The sequence below is a fragment of the Labilibaculum antarcticum genome (genome assembly GCF_002356295.1).
GTDB classification, from domain to species: domain Bacteria; phylum Bacteroidota; class Bacteroidia; order Bacteroidales; family Marinifilaceae; genus Labilibaculum; species Labilibaculum antarcticum.
Genome location: NZ_AP018042.1, coordinates 3,961,538 through 3,978,460 on the forward strand (window position 1 = coordinate 3,961,538; position 16,923 = coordinate 3,978,460).

Here is a 16,923-nt window from a genome sequence, read left to right on the forward strand (position 1 = left end):
TTACCCAATAGATTCTTTTTTAACAATCTCCCGGCCAATGGAATAGTATGTGTAGCCCAGTTCTTTCATTTCGTAAAGATCATAGATGTTTCTTCCGTCGAAAATTAATTTCTCCCTCATTAATTTCTCCATCACTTTAAAATTTGGAAGTTTGAATTCCGACCATTCTGTAACAATTAGTAAAGCGTCAGCATCAATTAGCGCTTCGTATTGGTCTTTAGCATAGCTAATTGTATCGCCAATTTTTCGATGGCATTCTTCTGCTGCAACAGGATCGTAAGCAATTACTTCGGCACCTTCACTTAAAAGTTTGTTGATGATAACCAGTGATGGAGCTTCTCGCATATCATCAGTGTTTGGTTTGAATGATAATCCCCAAATAGCAATTTTTTTGCCTTTCAGATTTCCATCGAAATGTGTCATTATTTTTTTGTAAAGCACACTTTTTTGGCGGTTGTTTACTAATTCTACAGATTTTAAGATTTCAAGAGGATGCCCCCTTTGTTCTGACGTTTTGATAAGTGCCTGTACGTCTTTTGGGAAGCATGATCCACCATATCCAGTGCCTGGGTAAATAAATTTATTTCCGATACGGCTGTCTGATCCAATACCACGGCGAACATTGTTCACATCAGCTCCTACAATCTCGCAAAGATTTGCTATGTCGTTCATGAAAGAGATTTTTGTTGCCAGCATTGAATTCGCCGCATATTTTGTCATTTCGGCAGAAGGGATATCCATGAAAATTACCGGATGATTATTCATTAGAAATGGTTTGTAAAGCTTACTCATTACTTCCTGAGCTCTTTGCGACTCTGTTCCAATTACAACCCTGTCAGGTTTCAGAAAATCATCAATTGCGGCTCCTTCTTTCAAAAATTCCGGATTTGAAGCAACATCAAATTGAATGTCTTCGTTTCGGTTGGTAAGTTCTTCGTTAATAGTGGCTTTAACTTTTTCTGCCGTTCCAATTGGTACTGTGCTTTTGGTAACCACAACAAGGTAGCGGTCAATATATCGTCCTATTTCCTTGGCTACAGCAATTACGTATTGAAGATCTGCGCTCCCATCTTCATCAGGAGGAGTGCCAACAGCAATAAAAACGGCATCGGCATCTAAGATGCTATCTTTTAAGCTATTCGAAAAAAACAAACGGCCTTTTTCCATATTGCGTTTCACCATTGGCTCTAAACCAGGTTCGTAAATTGGAAGTATACCTTTATTTAAATTGTCAATTTTATTTTGATCTACATCAACGCAGGTAACAGTAATTCCCGTTTCTGCAAAGCAAGTTCCGGAAACTAAACCTACATAACCGGTACCAACAATAGTAATGTTCATTTCGTTTGTTTTAGAGTTCTATTTGGATGGTGTAAATTATGATGTAAATAAAGCGAAATTTATTCACTAATGAAATGATTTATGAAGCTGATTTCAGCGCTTGTGGGAGATCTTAGTTCGCTAAAAGGTATTGGTCTGAAAAAGAGTAGGGATGCTAATTTAATAGCATCCCTACATTGTTCTGTGTCCATTTTGTTAGAAATAGAATCTAGTTCGATTTCTTAACGTATTTAGTTAAAATCACAATTTGTTGTCCTTCAACGCGACCTTCGATGTGTTCTGCGTTATCTGCTACCAAAGAGATATTTCGTACAGCAGTTCCTCGCTTTGCTGTAAAACCTCCTCCTTTTACATTTAAATCTTTAATAAGAATAACTGTATCTCCAGATTGTAATTGTACTCCATTGCTATCGATGTGTTTTACTGCATCTTCGTCACTTACACCTTCGCCGGTTGCTTTTGCCCATTCTAAAGTTTCCTCGTCAAGATAAAGCATGTCAAGTAGGTCTTGAGGCCATCCTTCAGAACGAAGACGGTTTAACATACGCCACGCGATTACCTGAACTGCAGGTATTGTACTCCACATGCTATCGTTTAAACAGCGCCAGTGGTTAGCATCCATTTGCTCAGGATTTTCAATTTGAGTGTGGCAGGTTGCACAAACTAATATGTTTTTATCTACAGTTCCTTTTGCCGGAGCCACTTCATATGCTGTCAAATTTTCTGTTGCTCCACACAATTCACAAAGGGAGCCACTTCTACTATGTAATTCTTTCTCGATACTCATATTTGATAAGGTTTTGTTTGCTTTTATAGATCGAGCAAGTTTTTTACTTGCTTGCTCGGAGTATTATAATTTGCGCAAAGTTAAACGAGTTTATTTAAAATGTAAATAGTGCACGTAAATAGTTTTATGTCATGGGGTGTGGCTTTTATTTAGAAATCTGATTTGTAGTGCTCTTTTTTAAGGGATTTTCTGAAAAAATAGCCGTAACTTATATATTCCTCAAAATAATTGTATACTTTTGCACGGAATTTTATATATAATGTCTAATTTATTAGTAATAAAGGAATTTAACAGATGATTAAAGAAAACAAAAGAGTAGACGATTCTGCACCAGACGCAGAATTTGATTGGGATGCATTTACCAGTGAAGAAGGATTCTCTGGTGATAACAGAACAGATTTGGAAGCTTTGTATGATGAAACTTTATCTACAATTGCAGAAAAAGAAGTAATCGATGGTATCGTTATTGCAATGAATAAAAGAGAAGTTGTAATTAATATTGGTTACAAATCTGACGGTATTATTAGTTTGAATGAATTCAGATATAATACTGAATTAACTATTGGTGATACAGTTGAAGTTTACGTTGAAAATCAAGAAGACAAAAAAGGACAATTAGTTCTTTCACACAAAAAAGCTCGTGCATTACGTTCATGGGATCGTGTTAACGCTGCACTTGAAAAAGACGAAATTATTCAAGGTTTTATCAAATGTCGTACTAAAGGTGGTATGATCGTTGACGTATTTGGAATTGAGGCTTTCTTGCCAGGATCTCAAATTGATGTTAAGCCTATCCGCGATTACGATGTTTTCGTTGGAAAAACAATGGAATTCAAAGTTGTGAAAATCAACCATGAATTTAAAAATGTTGTTGTATCTCACAAAGCTCTTATCGAAGCTGAATTGGAGCAACAGAAGAAAGAAATTATTGCTAAGCTTGAAAAAGGTCAGGTTCTTGAGGGAACTGTTAAGAACATCACTTCTTATGGTGTGTTTATTGACCTTGGTGGAGTAGATGGTTTGATCCATATTACTGACCTGTCATGGGGTAGAGTATCTCACCCAAGCGAGATTGTTGAATTAGATCAGAAATTGAACGTTGTTATCCTTGATTTTGATGATGATAAAAAACGTATCGCTCTTGGTCTTAAGCAATTAACTCCTCATCCATGGGATGCTTTAGATGCAGAAATGAAAGTTGGTGACAACGTTAAAGGTAGGGTTGTTGTTATGGCTGATTATGGTGCATTCGTTGAGATCGCTACTGGTGTTGAAGGATTAATCCATGTATCAGAAATGTCTTGGTCACAACACTTGAGATCTGCTCAAGATTTCATGAAAGTTGGAGACGAGGTAGAAGCTCAAATCTTAACATTGGATCGCGACGAGAGAAAAATGTCTCTTGGTATCAAGCAATTGAAGCAAGATCCTTGGGAAGGAATTGAGGCTAAATATGCTACTAATTCTAAGCACACTGCTAAGGTTCGCAATTTCACTAATTTTGGTGTATTTGTTGAAATCGAAGAAGGTGTTGACGGATTAATTCATATTTCGGACCTTTCATGGACTAAAAAAGTTAAGCATCCTGCTGAATTTACTACAATTGGTGCTGATATTGAAGTTGTTGTTTTAGAAATAGATAAGGATAACAGAAGATTAAGTTTAGGACACAAACAATTGGAAGAAAATCCATGGGATGTATTCGAAACAATCTTTACAACTGATTCTATTCACGAAGGAACTATCGTTGAAATTTTCGAAAAAGGTGCAGTGATCGCTCTTCCTTACGGAGTAGAAGGATTTGCAACTCCACGTCACCTTGTGAAGGAAGATGGATCTCAATCTAAAGTTGAAGAGAAGTTAACATTTAAAGTTATTGAATTCTCTAAAGCTGCGAAAAGAATAATCCTTTCTCACTCAAGAACTTTCGAAGATGACAAGAAAGCTGACGAGACTGCCAAGAAAAAAGAAGTAGCTAAAATCGCTAAAAAAGGAGTTAAAAAAGTGAAAGATTCACTAGAAAAGACTACCTTAGGTGATATATCAGAGTTAGCTGCTTTAAAATCACAAATGGAAAGTGATGAGAATGGCAAGAAATAATTAAAAATTAGGTAATTATGGATTTCAAGATTGACAAGAAAGATGGTTATACCCTTGTACAGGTATTGAAAGACAAGTTGGATACTCATATTGCTCCTGCTTTAAAATCAGAATTGGTTTTAATCTCTGGAAATGGTGAGAAAAGTATCCTTTTGGATTTGACTCCTTGTACATATTGTGATTCTTCTGGTCTTAGTGCAATTCTTGTAGCCAATAGGTTGTGTAAAAATGCCAATGGAGCATTTGTTCTTCATGGCTTGCAGCCTGCCGTTGAAAGATTAGTTTCAATTTCTCAGTTGGATTCAGTTCTAAATATTTCTTATAATATGGACGATGCTGTTTCAACTATGAAAGGTCAAATCGAGTTAAACAAATAGTTTGTGAGATTTGAAGTGACAATCTTAGGCAGTAATTCTGCTTTACCAACTACCAAAAGATTCCCAACCGCTCAAGTACTCAATGTACTTGAGCGGTTTTTTTTAATAGATTGTGGAGAGGGAACACAAATTCAAATGAAGCGGTTCAGGATTCCCATGAGCCGTATTAATCATATTCTTATTTCACACATGCATGGTGATCATATCTTCGGATTGATTGGTTTGCTTTCAACCTTCTCGCTTCAGGGACGAAAATCGGATCTTCATATTTATGGGCATAGTAAACTGGAAAAACTGATTCGTTTTCAATTCGAATTGTTGGAAACAAAATTGGGTTATGAGATTTATTACCATACTATTTTTGGAACGGAAATACAGACTTTGTTCGAGGATGATTCTGTAATTGTTCAATCTTTCCCATTAAAACATGGTGTGATGCCTTGTGCTGGATTTTTATTTAAAGAGAAGGAGAGACCTCGGACTTTAAAAACGGATATGATTAACTTTTATAATATCCCCATTAAGAATAGGCATGGTATAAAGCAAGGTGAAGATTTTATTCGTGAAGATGGAGAAGTAATCCCGAATAAGAAATTGACCAAAAACCCTCCAAAAATTAGACGTTATGCATTTTGTACAGATACAGCTTACCTGCCAAAAATCGCACCAATAATTGAATCTGTTGATTTGTTGTATCATGAAGCAACATTTTTAAAATCGGATGAAAAGAGAGCAAAGAAAACATATCACTCAACAGCAGAACAGGCAGCTAAGATTGCCAAAGAGGCTAAAGTGAAAAAATTACTAATTGGTCATTTTTCTGCCCGTTTTGACGATTTAAATGAACACCTAAAAGAAGCAAAAAAAATTTTCCCAAATACAGCTCTTGCCGAAGATGGAAGAAAGTTTTCTGTAGAACTTGATCGGGATTAATTATCTTGAATCAAGTTTTTTTTTACTTTAGCAGTTCATAAAATTTAAAACACATACACAAATGAAGCAATTACTATTTATTGGTCTTGCTTTTGCCTTTTGCTCATCGGCAATGGGACAACAAAAGCAAGATAGATCAAAATTTCAGGAGTACGAACCTGGTTATTATCAAAATTCAATTCTGAAAGATATCCATAATGTGGATGAGCAATTGGAAAGTAAAGATGTGGATAAGCGGTTTTTTATGGATCAAAGTTCCTATGAATTGCCAAATAAAGTATCCTTATACAAGAACAACACAGAATGGGCTCAGCCAACTCTATCGCAAGGAAATACTGGAACTTGCTGGTGTTTTTCTACTACCTCTTTTTATGAGTCGGAAGTGTATCGTTTACACAAAAAAGAAGTGAAAATTTCAGAACTCTATACTGTGTATTGGGAATATGTTGAAAAAGCTCGTCGTTTTATTCAGGAAAGAGGTGATTCTCATTTCGAAGAAGGTGCAGAAGGTAACTCTGTTGCCAGAATGTGGAAAGAATACGGAGCTTGTCCTCAAAGTGAATTCTCAGGTTTGTTAAATGGTCGTAAATTTCATACACATGCAAAAATGTATAAGGAGATGATGGCTTTTTTAAATGGACTTAAGCAGAGTAATGCATGGAATGAAGAAGAAGCACTTGCTACAATCAAGTCTATCATGAATCATTATTTAGGAACACCTCCTGCAAAATTTACTGTTGAAGGAAAGGAATATACTCCAAAAACTTATCTTGCTGATTATTTGAAGTTAGATATGGATAATTACGTGGAAATTCTTTCGTATAAACAAGAGCCATATTGGCAACAAGTAGAATATAAGGTGCCAGACAACTGGTGGCACTCTAAAGAGTATTACAATGTGCCTTTGGATGATTATATGACTGCGCTAAAAAAAGCCGTTAGAGAAGGCTACACAATGAGTATTGGTGGTGATGTTTCTGAAGCTGGTTTTTTAAGAACAACAAACTGTGCAATGGTTCCTTCTTTTGATATTCCTTCGGAGTATATCAACGAAGATGCTCGTCAGTTCCGTTTTTCTAATGGTTCTACAACCGATGATCATGGAATGCATTTGGTAGGTTACTATGTAGATAAGGCTGGTAAAGATTGGTATTTGATTAAAGATTCAAGTTCGGGTTCAAGAAATATTGATGAAAATTCAGATGAATTTGGATATTATTTCTTCCAGGAAGATTACGTGAAATTGAAAATGATGGGTTTTACGGTTCATAAAGATGCCGTGAAAGACCTTCTGAAAAAATTTAAATAATTTGCAAACCCCTAAGCTTTCCTTAGGGGTTTTGTTTTAATTGAAATACTTAATGGAAACTACTTTTGTATCGATTTTAGGTTTCGTTGCAGCTTTCTGCACTACTGTTTCATTTATCCCGCAAGCATTGCGTGTGATTAAAACTAAACACACGAAAGATTTGTCTCTCGCAATGTATTCCATGTTTAATGTTGGAATACTTTTGTGGCTAATTTATGGCGTATTGATAGATTCCTGGCCAATTATAATTGCAAATGTTATTACTCTTGGATTGACTTTAATAATTTTGGTTTTGAAGATAAAGTACAAATAGATTTACAATCATGTGTTTTTTTGATTCGTGTATTCAGGTAATGTAGTTTGTGATAACAAAATTTGTATATCTTTGTACGCCAAATAGGAGTGCTGAACAACCCCCTCAATTTATAGATTTTATGCAGGAAAAAATTCTGATTTTAGATTTTGGCTCACAATATACACAGTTGATTGCCAGACGAGTTCGTGAATTAAACGTTTATTGTGAAATTCATCCCTTTAATAATCCTCCGGTTATCGACGAATCGATTAAGGGAGTTATTCTTTCTGGAAGTCCTTTTTCTGTTCGTGACGAAAAGGCTCCAATTCCAAATTTATTAGAAATAAAAGGTAAACTTCCTCTTCTAGGAGTTTGTTATGGAGCGCAGCATTTGGCTCACTGTTTTGGTGGAGAAGTTATGGCTTCTAATAAACGTGAATATGGTCGTGCTAATCTTACTTCTGTAAATAGCAGCAACGAATTATTGAAAGGCATTAGTCTAAATTCTCAGGTGTGGATGTCACATGGTGATACCATTGAGAAAATGCCTTCAAATTTTAAAGTAATTGCAAGTACTTCAGATGTAGAGAATGCTGCGTTTGAGATTGAAGGTGAGACAGCCTACGGAATTCAGTTTCATCCTGAAGTGTATCACACAACCGAAGGAAGTATTTTGTTAAAGAATTATATCGTAGGTATTTGTGGTTGTCAACAGAACTGGACACCTGATGCATTTGTTGAAACGACAGTTGCTGAGTTGAAAGAAAAGCTGGGTGATGACAGAGTTATTCTCGGTTTATCAGGTGGTGTTGATTCGACAGTAGCTGCTATGTTGGTACACAAAGCAATCGGTAAAAATTTGTATTGTATTTTTGTTGATAACGGCTTGTTGCGTAAGAATGAGTTTACTGATGTATTAAAGAAATATGAAACCTTAGGATTGAATGTGATTGGTGTTGATGCTGGCGAGAAATTTATTTCTGCTTTGGCTGGCGTTACCGATCCTGAAACTAAGCGAAAAATAATAGGGAATGCTTTTATTGAGGTTTTCGATGCAGAATCTCATAAAGTTAAAAATGCCAAGTGGTTAGGTCAAGGTACTATTTATCCTGATGTTATTGAATCAGTATCAGTAAATGGAGGTCCTTCTCAAACCATTAAGTCTCATCATAATGTTGGTGGATTACCTGATTTCATGAAATTGAAGGTGGTTGAACCATTGAAGTTGCTTTTTAAAGATGAGGTTCGAAGAGTAGGAAAAAGCATGGGACTTGAGGATAAATTCATAAGTCGTCATCCATTTCCAGGGCCAGGTTTAGGGATTCGTATTTTAGGGGATGTAACAGCTGAAAAAGTTCGAATTCTTCAAGAAGTGGATCATATCTTTATCTCAGGATTGGTAGAAGATGGATTGTACAATGAAGTTTGGCAAGCAGGAGCGATGCTGTTGCCAGTTCAGTCTGTTGGTGTAATGGGAGATGAGAGAACTTATGAGAGTGTTGTTGCCTTAAGAGCTGTTGGGTCTACGGATGGAATGACAGCTGACTGGTCACATTTGCCTTATGAATTTCTTGCGAAAATTTCGAATAAGATTATTAATGGAGTTAAAGGTGTTAATAGAGTTGTTTATGACATAAGCTCAAAACCACCGGCAACTATTGAATGGGAGTAATACTGCCACAGTAAAGGCTGAAAAATATAGCTATACATAAATTGCAACGCAATATCTTCGATTGAAGGTATTGCGTTTTTATTTTAATTGAAATGTTAGGACTTGAATTGATCTTGATTGTCAAGATAAAATTTGCGGGCCTTCTCGATATCAGTAATTAATTGATTTAATTTTTGGAGCGATAATTCCTGATCTTTATCTAAAATATGTTTTTCCAATTCGATGATGGTGGTTCTTGCTTCCTCCATGGAGAAATTTGCAAGTACTCCTTTTAGTTTATGGGCAGCATCTTTTGCAAGTTTAAAATCACCATTAGCTAAAGGAAGCTTGATATCATTAATTCGGGAATCCTTGATTTCAAAAAACTTTTCGATTACGGTTTTTATAAACTCACGATTGTTATCAACCCGAATAAAAAGATCTTTGAAATTAATAATGGTGGTTTTCTTGTCACCTCTTTTTGCTTCTCTTGGTAAATCAATGAGTTTCAATATTAGTGATTTTAAATTGAAAGTGTCAGGGAAAAAAAGTAGTTTATTGTCCTTGCAAATCTGTTCTTCCTCCAAATTAGTTGTAATAACAAGCAGTTTTATTTTTTTTGGAGCAGTATTTGTATAGTAGCTTTTAACAGATTCAAAGGATTGATTTAATTCGATAGCATTTTGGTCATCTAATTGATATTTCGAAATTATTAAATCAAAATTTTCTTCGATGATTAATTCAATTGCTTCCTGTCCTGTGTTACAATTTCTAAAAACGATTTGAGTCATTGAATCAATGTTCAATGAATTATGAAAACCAATTAGAAGTATGTGCGGTTTATGTTTCATGTTTGTATTATTCAATACTTTTAGTTCTTAAAAAATTGTATCTTTCGGGGACTTCTGAAATGAGAAATCAATTTGCGCAAAATTTATTAAAAAGCATAATTTATATGAGTAGTAAGAAATTATTTTTGAGGAACGTGGTTTCTATCTGTCTGGTCGGCCTGTTTGTGTATGTCGGGGGACTAAAGGCTCAATCGGTAAAGAATCAGGCAATTAAATACCAAAATCTATTGGCGTTAATTGATGCATTTTATGTTGATACGGTTAACCTTGAACGTTTAACAGAAGATGCAGTTGTAAAAGTGTTGGCTGAATTAGATCCACATTCTGTTTATATCAGTAAAGATGAGATTCAGGAAATGAATGAGCCATTGCAAGGCAGTTTCAGTGGAATTGGTATTCAGTTTAATATTTTACGAGATACTTTAATGGTAGTGGCAACCATTCCTGGAGGTCCATCGGAAAAAGTTGGACTTCGTGCTGGTGATCGGATATTGAAAATTGATGAAGAGAATGTTGCGGCAATAGGATTGAAAAATAACGATGTTCGCAAGAAATTGCGTGGCGATAAAGGAACGTTAGTAAGTCTTGTGGTAAAAAGGAAAAAGGAAAAAGGACTAATCGATTTTGTGATTACACGAGATAATATTCCTATTCATAGTTTGGATGCAGCTTATATGATTGGTAAGCAGATCGGTTATGTAAAGCTTAATCGGTTTTCAGCAACAACTTCGGAAGAATTTTTGGAAGCTTTGATTCAATTAAAAGCTGAGAATATGAAGGATATGATTCTCGACCTAAGGGGGAATGGCGGTGGATATATGCAAGCAGCAATAGAGATTGTTGATCAGTTGTTTGAACCAGAACAGTTGATTGTATATACCAAAGGACTTACAACTCCTAGGCGCGAAAATATATCTACTGCGAAAGGTATTTTTAAAGAAGGGAAAGTAATTGTGCTTATTGATGAAGGATCGGCTTCCGCTTCAGAAATTGTTTCCGGGGCAATTCAGGATTGGGATAGAGGAATAATTATGGGGCGAAGATCTTTTGGAAAAGGTTTGGTTCAGCGTCAATTCCCATTATCTGATGGATCTATGATTCGTCTTACAACGGCTCATTACTACACTCCAACGGGAAGATGTATTCAGAAGTCTTATGAAAAAGGTTTGGAAGATTATCATTTGGATATATTAAATCGATATAAATCGGGAGAAATGATAAGTGCAGATAGCATTCACTTTCCCGACTCGTTAAAATATAACACCTTGGTAGAAAAAAGAGTCGTGTATGGTGGTGGTGGTATTATGCCTGATATTTTTATACCTATCGATACAACGGCCAATTTTAAATATTTTAATTTGTTAGTTCGTAAAAATGTAGTTTATCCTTTTGTTGTGAATTATATGGATTCAAACTTGGGTAAATTGAGAAGTAAATACTCGAGATTCGAAGATTTTGATAAAAACTTTGAGGTAAGTGAAGAGATGCTTCAAGAGATTGTTACTATGGGTGAAAAAGAAGGGATAGAGAAAAATGAAGAGGATTATTTAGCTTCTGTCAGTGATTTAAAACTTCATATTAAAGCTCTTTTAGCCAGAGATTTATGGGAAAGTTCGGAGTACTATAAGGTTGTAAATAAGAGTAATGATTTTATTAAAAAAGCATTGGAAGTACTAAGTAGTCCCAAGATTTATCACAAAGAACTAGCAAACGAATAGGTAATGATTCTAAGCCAGAAGTTTAACTTCTGGCTTTTTTTAATAATATCTTCTTAAAAGCCTATGTTTTTAAGTGCTAAAGATTAATTTTGTACTCGAAATACGGATCGGAAGCTTTGGTTTTTGAAATTCATAAGGAATTGTTTTTCTTGTAACCGTTATTTGAAATAATTAAGAGACATTAAAAAAAAAGAAAGTTTTGAAAACAGACTCGGGTAAATTCAGATTAATTGCAAAAACCTTTCAAGGTTTAGAGGAAGTATTGTTTCAGGAATTGGAACAATTAGGTGCAGAAGAGATTAGAATCTTAAAGCGAGCCGTGAGCTTTGTTGGAGATAAAAGCTTAATTTATAAAGCAAATCTTCATTTAAGAACAGCAACCCGAGTTCTTAAACCAATCCATAAATTTACCGCTAAAGATACGGATGAGTTGTACAAAGGAATCCAGGAAATAGACTGGAGTGAATACATTACAAATCGTGAAACAATTGCCATTGACAGTACTGTTAGTTCAGAAGATTTCAAACATTCTAAGTTTGTAACCTATCGTGTTAAAGATGCTATTGTTGACCAGTTTTTTGACAAAACTGGAGATCGTCCCAATGTTCGTGTTGTTAACCCAACTCTAAGACTTAATATTCACATTGACAGAAACACCTGTACTGTTTCTCTTGATAGTTCAGGCGAATCCTTACATAAAAGAGGATACCGTATTGCAGAAACAGCAGCTCCTCTTAATGAAGTAATGGCTGCAGGTATGATTTTGCTTTCGGGCTGGGATAAAAAAATGAATTTTATTGACCCAATGTGTGGTTCTGGAACTCTATTAATTGAAGCAGCTCTTATTGCTTATAATATTCCTCCAGGATTGTATCGTAAAGAATTTTCCTTTCAAAAATGGAAAGATTACGATGAAGATATGTGGGAAGATATCTACAATGAAGAAACGGAAGTTGATTTCGACGGGAAAATTTTTGGATCAGACATATCTGATAAGGCAATGGAAATTGCTGAGGCGAATATTCGTAATGCAGGTTTGCGTAGAAAAATAGATCTTAAAATCACTCCGTTCCAACAGTTTGTACCGCCAGCCGAAAAAGGTTTGATGATTACAAATCCTCCATATGGTGAGAGATTAAAGGTTAAAGATTTGGAAGGATTGTATTCTATGATAGGGGAACGTTTAAAGCACAATTTTGCCGGATATGATGCTTGGATATTGAGCTACTCTGAAGAGTGTTTTCACAGTATAGGATTGCGTCCTTCTAGAAAAATTACGTTATTCAATGGTCCTTTAGAATGTAAATTTCAAAAATACTCCATGTTTGACGGGAAAAAGAGTGATAAATATAAAAACGATTAATTAAGAAAATTGATTCTCGATTTTCATCAGCTCTGTGATATTTTATTATATTTGTCTAGCGAGTAAAAATAATTATATTATTTATGAACTTTGATCTAAATCAGTGGTATTCCGAAAAAATAGATGAAGATGCTATTTTCGACTATAAGGGTAGAGTTGAAGATGAAGATGTTACTGAGATTTTGAGTGCAATTGAGCGTATCTTGAAGGATCGAAATGAATCACCAAAGCTTTTCAAAAAAATTTTTAATGTATTGATTGAACTCGTTCAGAATTTACATCACCATGGTGAGGTTCCTTCTGATTTTGATGTTTCCTATGATAAATTTGGTATTTTAATTCTTCGTGACGAAGGAACTCAATATCGAATTTGCGCCGGAAATTTTATTAAAATAGATGGATTAAGGCTTATTCGGGATCGAATTGATCAGATTAATACTTTGTCTTCGACAGAGACTCAAAGTTTGTATCGGATTATTTTAGGTAATGATCAATTCTCTGGAAAAGGTGGCGGTGGATTAGGCATGGTTGATATTGCAAGGAAGAGTGGCAATAATATGGAATACCAGTTTTTTGAATACAATCCTAGTTTTTTGTTTCTCGCAATAGATGTAATTATTTAATAACAAACAAAATAGATTTTCATGAATTCACTTATTATAGAAGGTAGCCCTAAAACACCAAACATAAATTTTGATGGAAATGAAGGTTCTTTTTTAATTTCCGGACGTTCAATTCCAGAGAATTCCTTAGACTTTTATAAGCCAATTGTTGAGTGGCTTGACGCATATATTAGTGAACCAAAGGAAAAAACAATTGTAAATATTAGATTGGAATATTTTAATACCAGTTCTTCGAAATGTTTACTTGATGTGTTCAAAAAGCTTGAAATCATTTTCAAGCGTGGACAAAAGGTTGGGATTAATTGGTATTATGAAGCTGATGATGAGGATATGTTAGAAGCAGGAGAGGATTATCAGTCCATAATTAAGATTCCATTTACTATGATAGAAGAAGATGAATAAATTCATTTTAAAATAAATAAAAACCGCAAGTTTTGACTTGCGGTTTTTTTTTATGAATTGCTATTTTAAGATTTATCGTTCGAACCTTTTCTTATTAAATTTCTGATCAAAAATCCCAAGTAGTTTTTTTAACAGGCTGTAGTATAGGATAATATATAGAGTGAATGTGGAGAACCAAATAACCATTATATTAATCCAGTAGGTATCGTAATATTCCCCAAACAATCTTTTTTGAGGAGCATAAAAGTGTGCTTTTATAAAATGTCCTTCCGGGTTCCTGTAAATTGGATCTATTTTCTGGAATAATTTACCCTTATATTCAATTATTCTTTCAATGTCATTAGAATTCCGAACAACTTCTGAAAGCCTATCATTTGCATACGATTTTTTCATATTTACGAATGATTGCTTGTCTAAAAATCCTTTTTGTAAGTCTGTTAAGCGTTCATCCTTTTTACGGTTGGATACATTGTATAAATTAATGTAATAGCGGTTCAATTTGTCGAAATAATCTCTGGTAGCCTTAATAACTTCGGCATTTAAATTTTCAGGATTAAGTTGGTCTAAATTGTCAAATGGAATTGCCATTTTATCAATTTCTTCTATCAAAAGCTCATTACGAAGGAGCAATAAATTTTCTGCAAGTTCCTTCTTTTTTTCAGGTAATTTAAGATATCGTTCGCTGGTATTTAATTTATTCTTTAGTATTGGTAGCCAATAGTTTTTTCGATAATCAGCTTTACTCATTAACTTTTCGTAGATATAAAAATTGGCTGTGTACTTGTTGTCTTTGTATTGTTTTACAGCTAACGCTTCGTAAGCCCAACGAGCAGTTATGATTTCACCATACCAAGGAATGTTGTTAGGCGTTGAAATGTTAGGATTCAGTTTGTCGAACTTTACGATTATACCACTTAAAATTAGTTGTGGAATTAGTATAAAGGGAATTAGTATGTAAATTGTAATAACTGTTTTAAAGCTATCAGAGATTATTAAACCTAACATATTGGCAAAACACCAAGCACTGAATAGAGCCAGCCAATACTCAAAGAACATTCCTTTAATTTCAAGTATTGAATTGCCTATTATGGTAAATAAAAAAGCTTGAAAGGCCGATATGGTAAACAGAATGACAATTTTTGAGAGTAGATAACTAAATTTACTTAAATTTAGAAATCGTTCTCTTTTAAGAATCTTCCTGTCCTTAATAATTTCCTCAGCACTAAGGGTTAGGCCAATAAATAAGGCTACAATTACCGACATGAAAAGGTAAACAGGCAGGTTGCTGTTGTTACTAAAAGTATAACCTAGATTATTGCCAGCATCAATATTGTAATACTTAATAATATAGCTTAAAAGGAAGGCCAGTAATGGCGTCTCAAATAAATTAATGAATAAGTATTGGCGATTTGCGAGTTTGGAGATTACATCTCTTTTTACAAAAACACGAAATTGGTTAAAGATATTTGGAATCTTGAATGTAACAGGAGGAAGCTCCGTTGTATCCTCAATTGTTTTACTAACGCCAACATATTCATGATACTTTTTATGCCATTGAGTTGGTGATACTTTTCTTACCTGAGTAGGATTACCATATTCATCTAATACTTCCGATTCAATAATATTGAAAATCTGATCAGCATCAACATTACCACAAGAGGAGCATTCGCTTTCGGTGCGATTTGCACGCATCGTTTGAGATTTGAAATAGGTTATTCCATCAAGGGGATTTCCATTAAAAATTAGATAACCGCCAGTATCTAGAATTAGCAAACGGTCAAACATTTTAAATATTTCTGAAGATGGTTGATGAATTACGACAAAAATCAACTTCCCTTTTAATGCCAGATTTTTAAGGAGATCCATTATTTTTGCAGAATCTCTAGATGATAAACCTGAGGTTGGCTCATCTAAAAATAATACAGAAGGTTCTCGAATCAGTTCTAAAGCAATATTTAATCGCTTTCGCTGACCGCCACTAATTTTTTTATCCAATGGGTTGCCTACCTTAAGATTTCGGGCATCATAAAGGCCTAAATCTTTAAGTAAGTTTAATACGATTCGGATTAGTTGAAAGGTGCTGTATTTGTCGAAGCAAAGTTTTGCATTAAAATATAAATTCTCGAAAACTGTTAATGATTCAATAAGTAGGTCATCTTGAGATACATGTCCTACAACTCCTTCTAATTGTGATTTGTCGGTAACAATATTGTATCCGTTAATTTCGACGGTTCCATTACTCGGACTTTCTGAACCATTTAAAACATTTAAAAGAGTTGTTTTACCAGCACCACTCGAGCCTATAATACCAACCATTTTTCCTGATTCTTCCTTGAAAGAAAGATCATGAATACCAATATTATTCTCTTTAAATCGGTATTCTATATTTTTGGTTTCAAATACAACTCTTTTGTGTTCCTGATCGCGATGAAAAGTGGTTGTAATATCACTAAAATAGATGGGATCAATTTTTGGATTTCGGATGGACGAACCTTGAGTTAAAAGATGTACTCTATCAGGATTAAGATTTTGCCCGTTCATGTAGAGCTCTTCTATTCCCTTAAAGCGCAACACAAACATATCAACTCGTTTAAGACGAAGAATTTTAATTTCTCCAACCAATCCTGCTGAGTAATAATGTTCTCCGATCTCAAATGATTTCTTTTCATTACTAACGGTAAGCAATCGCTCTGATCGGATGATTGCATCAAAATCGTTAAGAACAAAATTCTTTAGGCGTTCATATCCACCTTCAGGCAGATTAAATGTATCGGCAACAGTTTCCACAAAGGCAAATTCTTGTTCGCTAATCTCATCTTCCGATTTAAGAAATTCCAATAATTGGATTAAAACTATAACTTTCTGACGAACAACAAGTTCTTCGTTTATTTCTGTGCAAATACGAAGAACTCTAACCGAACTGGCCGAAGTGTATTTCTTAATTTTTGTATTTCGAGTAGTCCGTTTTTGGACAGCCTCATAGTGTTGATCATATAAGCTGAGATATTCTTCAGCTGTTTCCTGATCAAGTTGTTGCTTGAGATACTTTGAAACCATTCTTCGCCTTTCAATTGCTGAACTTTTTGGGTGAGCAATGATTGCAAAAAGTTGCATTAAAGCCTTAAGAATTCTTTCACTCATAAAATGTGAGAGTTAGTTGTAATGGTATGTAA

General features: G+C 34.6%; 14 protein-coding genes. 10 read left to right on the plus strand and 4 right to left on the minus strand.

The window, feature by feature from the left end; translation table 11 throughout:
- Together ALGA_RS15610 and ALGA_RS15615 are read right to left on the minus strand one after the other, a co-directional pair.
- A complete protein-coding gene (locus ALGA_RS15610; RefSeq protein ID WP_096430689.1) occupies positions 1-1,341 on the minus strand; it encodes a UDP-glucose dehydrogenase family protein in 1,341 nt (446 codons plus the stop codon).
- 208 nt (positions 1,342-1,549) lie between these two features.
- Positions 1,550-2,128: a PhnA domain-containing protein gene (locus ALGA_RS15615; protein ID WP_096430691.1), complete on the minus strand. Its 579-nt coding sequence runs from the start codon at positions 2,126-2,128 to the stop codon at positions 1,550-1,552.
- A 294-nt stretch (positions 2,129-2,422) separates the two neighbouring features.
- On the opposite strand from ALGA_RS15615, the gene rpsA reads away from it, so the two are divergent.
- From rpsA to guaA, 6 genes are all read left to right on the plus strand, one after another.
- On the plus strand, positions 2,423-4,228 hold the full coding sequence (gene rpsA / locus ALGA_RS15620) for a 30S ribosomal protein S1 (RefSeq protein ID WP_096430693.1): 1,806 nt from the start codon (positions 2,423-2,425) through the stop codon (positions 4,226-4,228).
- Positions 4,229-4,245: 17 nt separating this feature from the next.
- The gene (locus ALGA_RS15625; RefSeq protein ID WP_096430695.1) at positions 4,246-4,605 is read left to right on the plus strand and encodes an STAS domain-containing protein; all 360 of its coding nucleotides are present in this window, start codon (positions 4,246-4,248) and stop codon (positions 4,603-4,605) included.
- Positions 4,606-4,608: 3 nt separating this feature from the next.
- The gene (locus ALGA_RS15630) at positions 4,609-5,538 is read left to right on the plus strand and encodes a ribonuclease Z (protein WP_096430697.1); all 930 of its coding nucleotides are present in this window, start codon (positions 4,609-4,611) and stop codon (positions 5,536-5,538) included.
- A 61-nt stretch (positions 5,539-5,599) separates the two neighbouring features.
- Entirely contained in the window at positions 5,600-6,847 is a 1,248-nt protein-coding gene (locus ALGA_RS15635; RefSeq protein WP_197705590.1) for a C1 family peptidase, read from the plus strand.
- 52 nt (positions 6,848-6,899) lie between these two features.
- A complete protein-coding gene (locus ALGA_RS15640) occupies positions 6,900-7,160 on the plus strand; it encodes a SemiSWEET transporter (RefSeq protein ID WP_096430699.1) in 261 nt (86 codons plus the stop codon).
- 121 nt (positions 7,161-7,281) lie between these two features.
- Complete coding sequence (guaA, locus tag ALGA_RS15645) at positions 7,282-8,814, plus strand: glutamine-hydrolyzing GMP synthase (protein WP_096430701.1); 1,533 nt, start codon at positions 7,282-7,284, stop codon at positions 8,812-8,814.
- A gap of 95 nt (positions 8,815-8,909) precedes the next feature.
- Here the strand turns inward: guaA and ALGA_RS15650 are convergent, their stop codons facing one another.
- Entirely contained in the window at positions 8,910-9,644 is a 735-nt protein-coding gene (locus ALGA_RS15650) for a response regulator (RefSeq protein WP_096430703.1), read from the minus strand.
- A gap of 104 nt (positions 9,645-9,748) precedes the next feature.
- Between ALGA_RS15650 and ALGA_RS15655 the strand changes: the two genes are divergently transcribed.
- The 4 genes from ALGA_RS15655 to ALGA_RS15670 all read left to right on the plus strand — a co-directional run bounded on the left by ALGA_RS15655 (position 9,749) and on the right by ALGA_RS15670 (position 13,750).
- A complete protein-coding gene (locus tag ALGA_RS15655) occupies positions 9,749-11,362 on the plus strand; it encodes a S41 family peptidase (RefSeq protein WP_096433691.1) in 1,614 nt (537 codons plus the stop codon).
- A 199-nt stretch (positions 11,363-11,561) separates the two neighbouring features.
- Complete coding sequence (locus tag ALGA_RS15660) at positions 11,562-12,725, plus strand: THUMP domain-containing class I SAM-dependent RNA methyltransferase (protein WP_096430705.1); 1,164 nt, start codon at positions 11,562-11,564, stop codon at positions 12,723-12,725.
- Positions 12,726-12,808: 83 nt separating this feature from the next.
- Positions 12,809-13,348, plus strand: coding sequence for a SiaB family protein kinase (locus ALGA_RS15665; RefSeq protein WP_096430707.1), 540 nt, complete (start codon positions 12,809-12,811; stop codon positions 13,346-13,348).
- 21 nt (positions 13,349-13,369) lie between these two features.
- Positions 13,370-13,750 carry a DUF1987 domain-containing protein gene (locus ALGA_RS15670; RefSeq protein ID WP_096430709.1) on the plus strand — a complete coding sequence of 127 codons (381 nt, stop codon included), beginning with the start codon at positions 13,370-13,372 and terminating at the stop codon, positions 13,748-13,750.
- A gap of 72 nt (positions 13,751-13,822) precedes the next feature.
- On the opposite strand, the gene ALGA_RS15675 is transcribed toward ALGA_RS15670, so the two are convergent.
- Positions 13,823-16,891, minus strand: coding sequence for an ATP-binding cassette domain-containing protein (locus tag ALGA_RS15675; protein WP_096430711.1), 3,069 nt, complete (start codon positions 16,889-16,891; stop codon positions 13,823-13,825).
- Between the last annotated feature and the right edge of the window lie 32 nt (positions 16,892-16,923).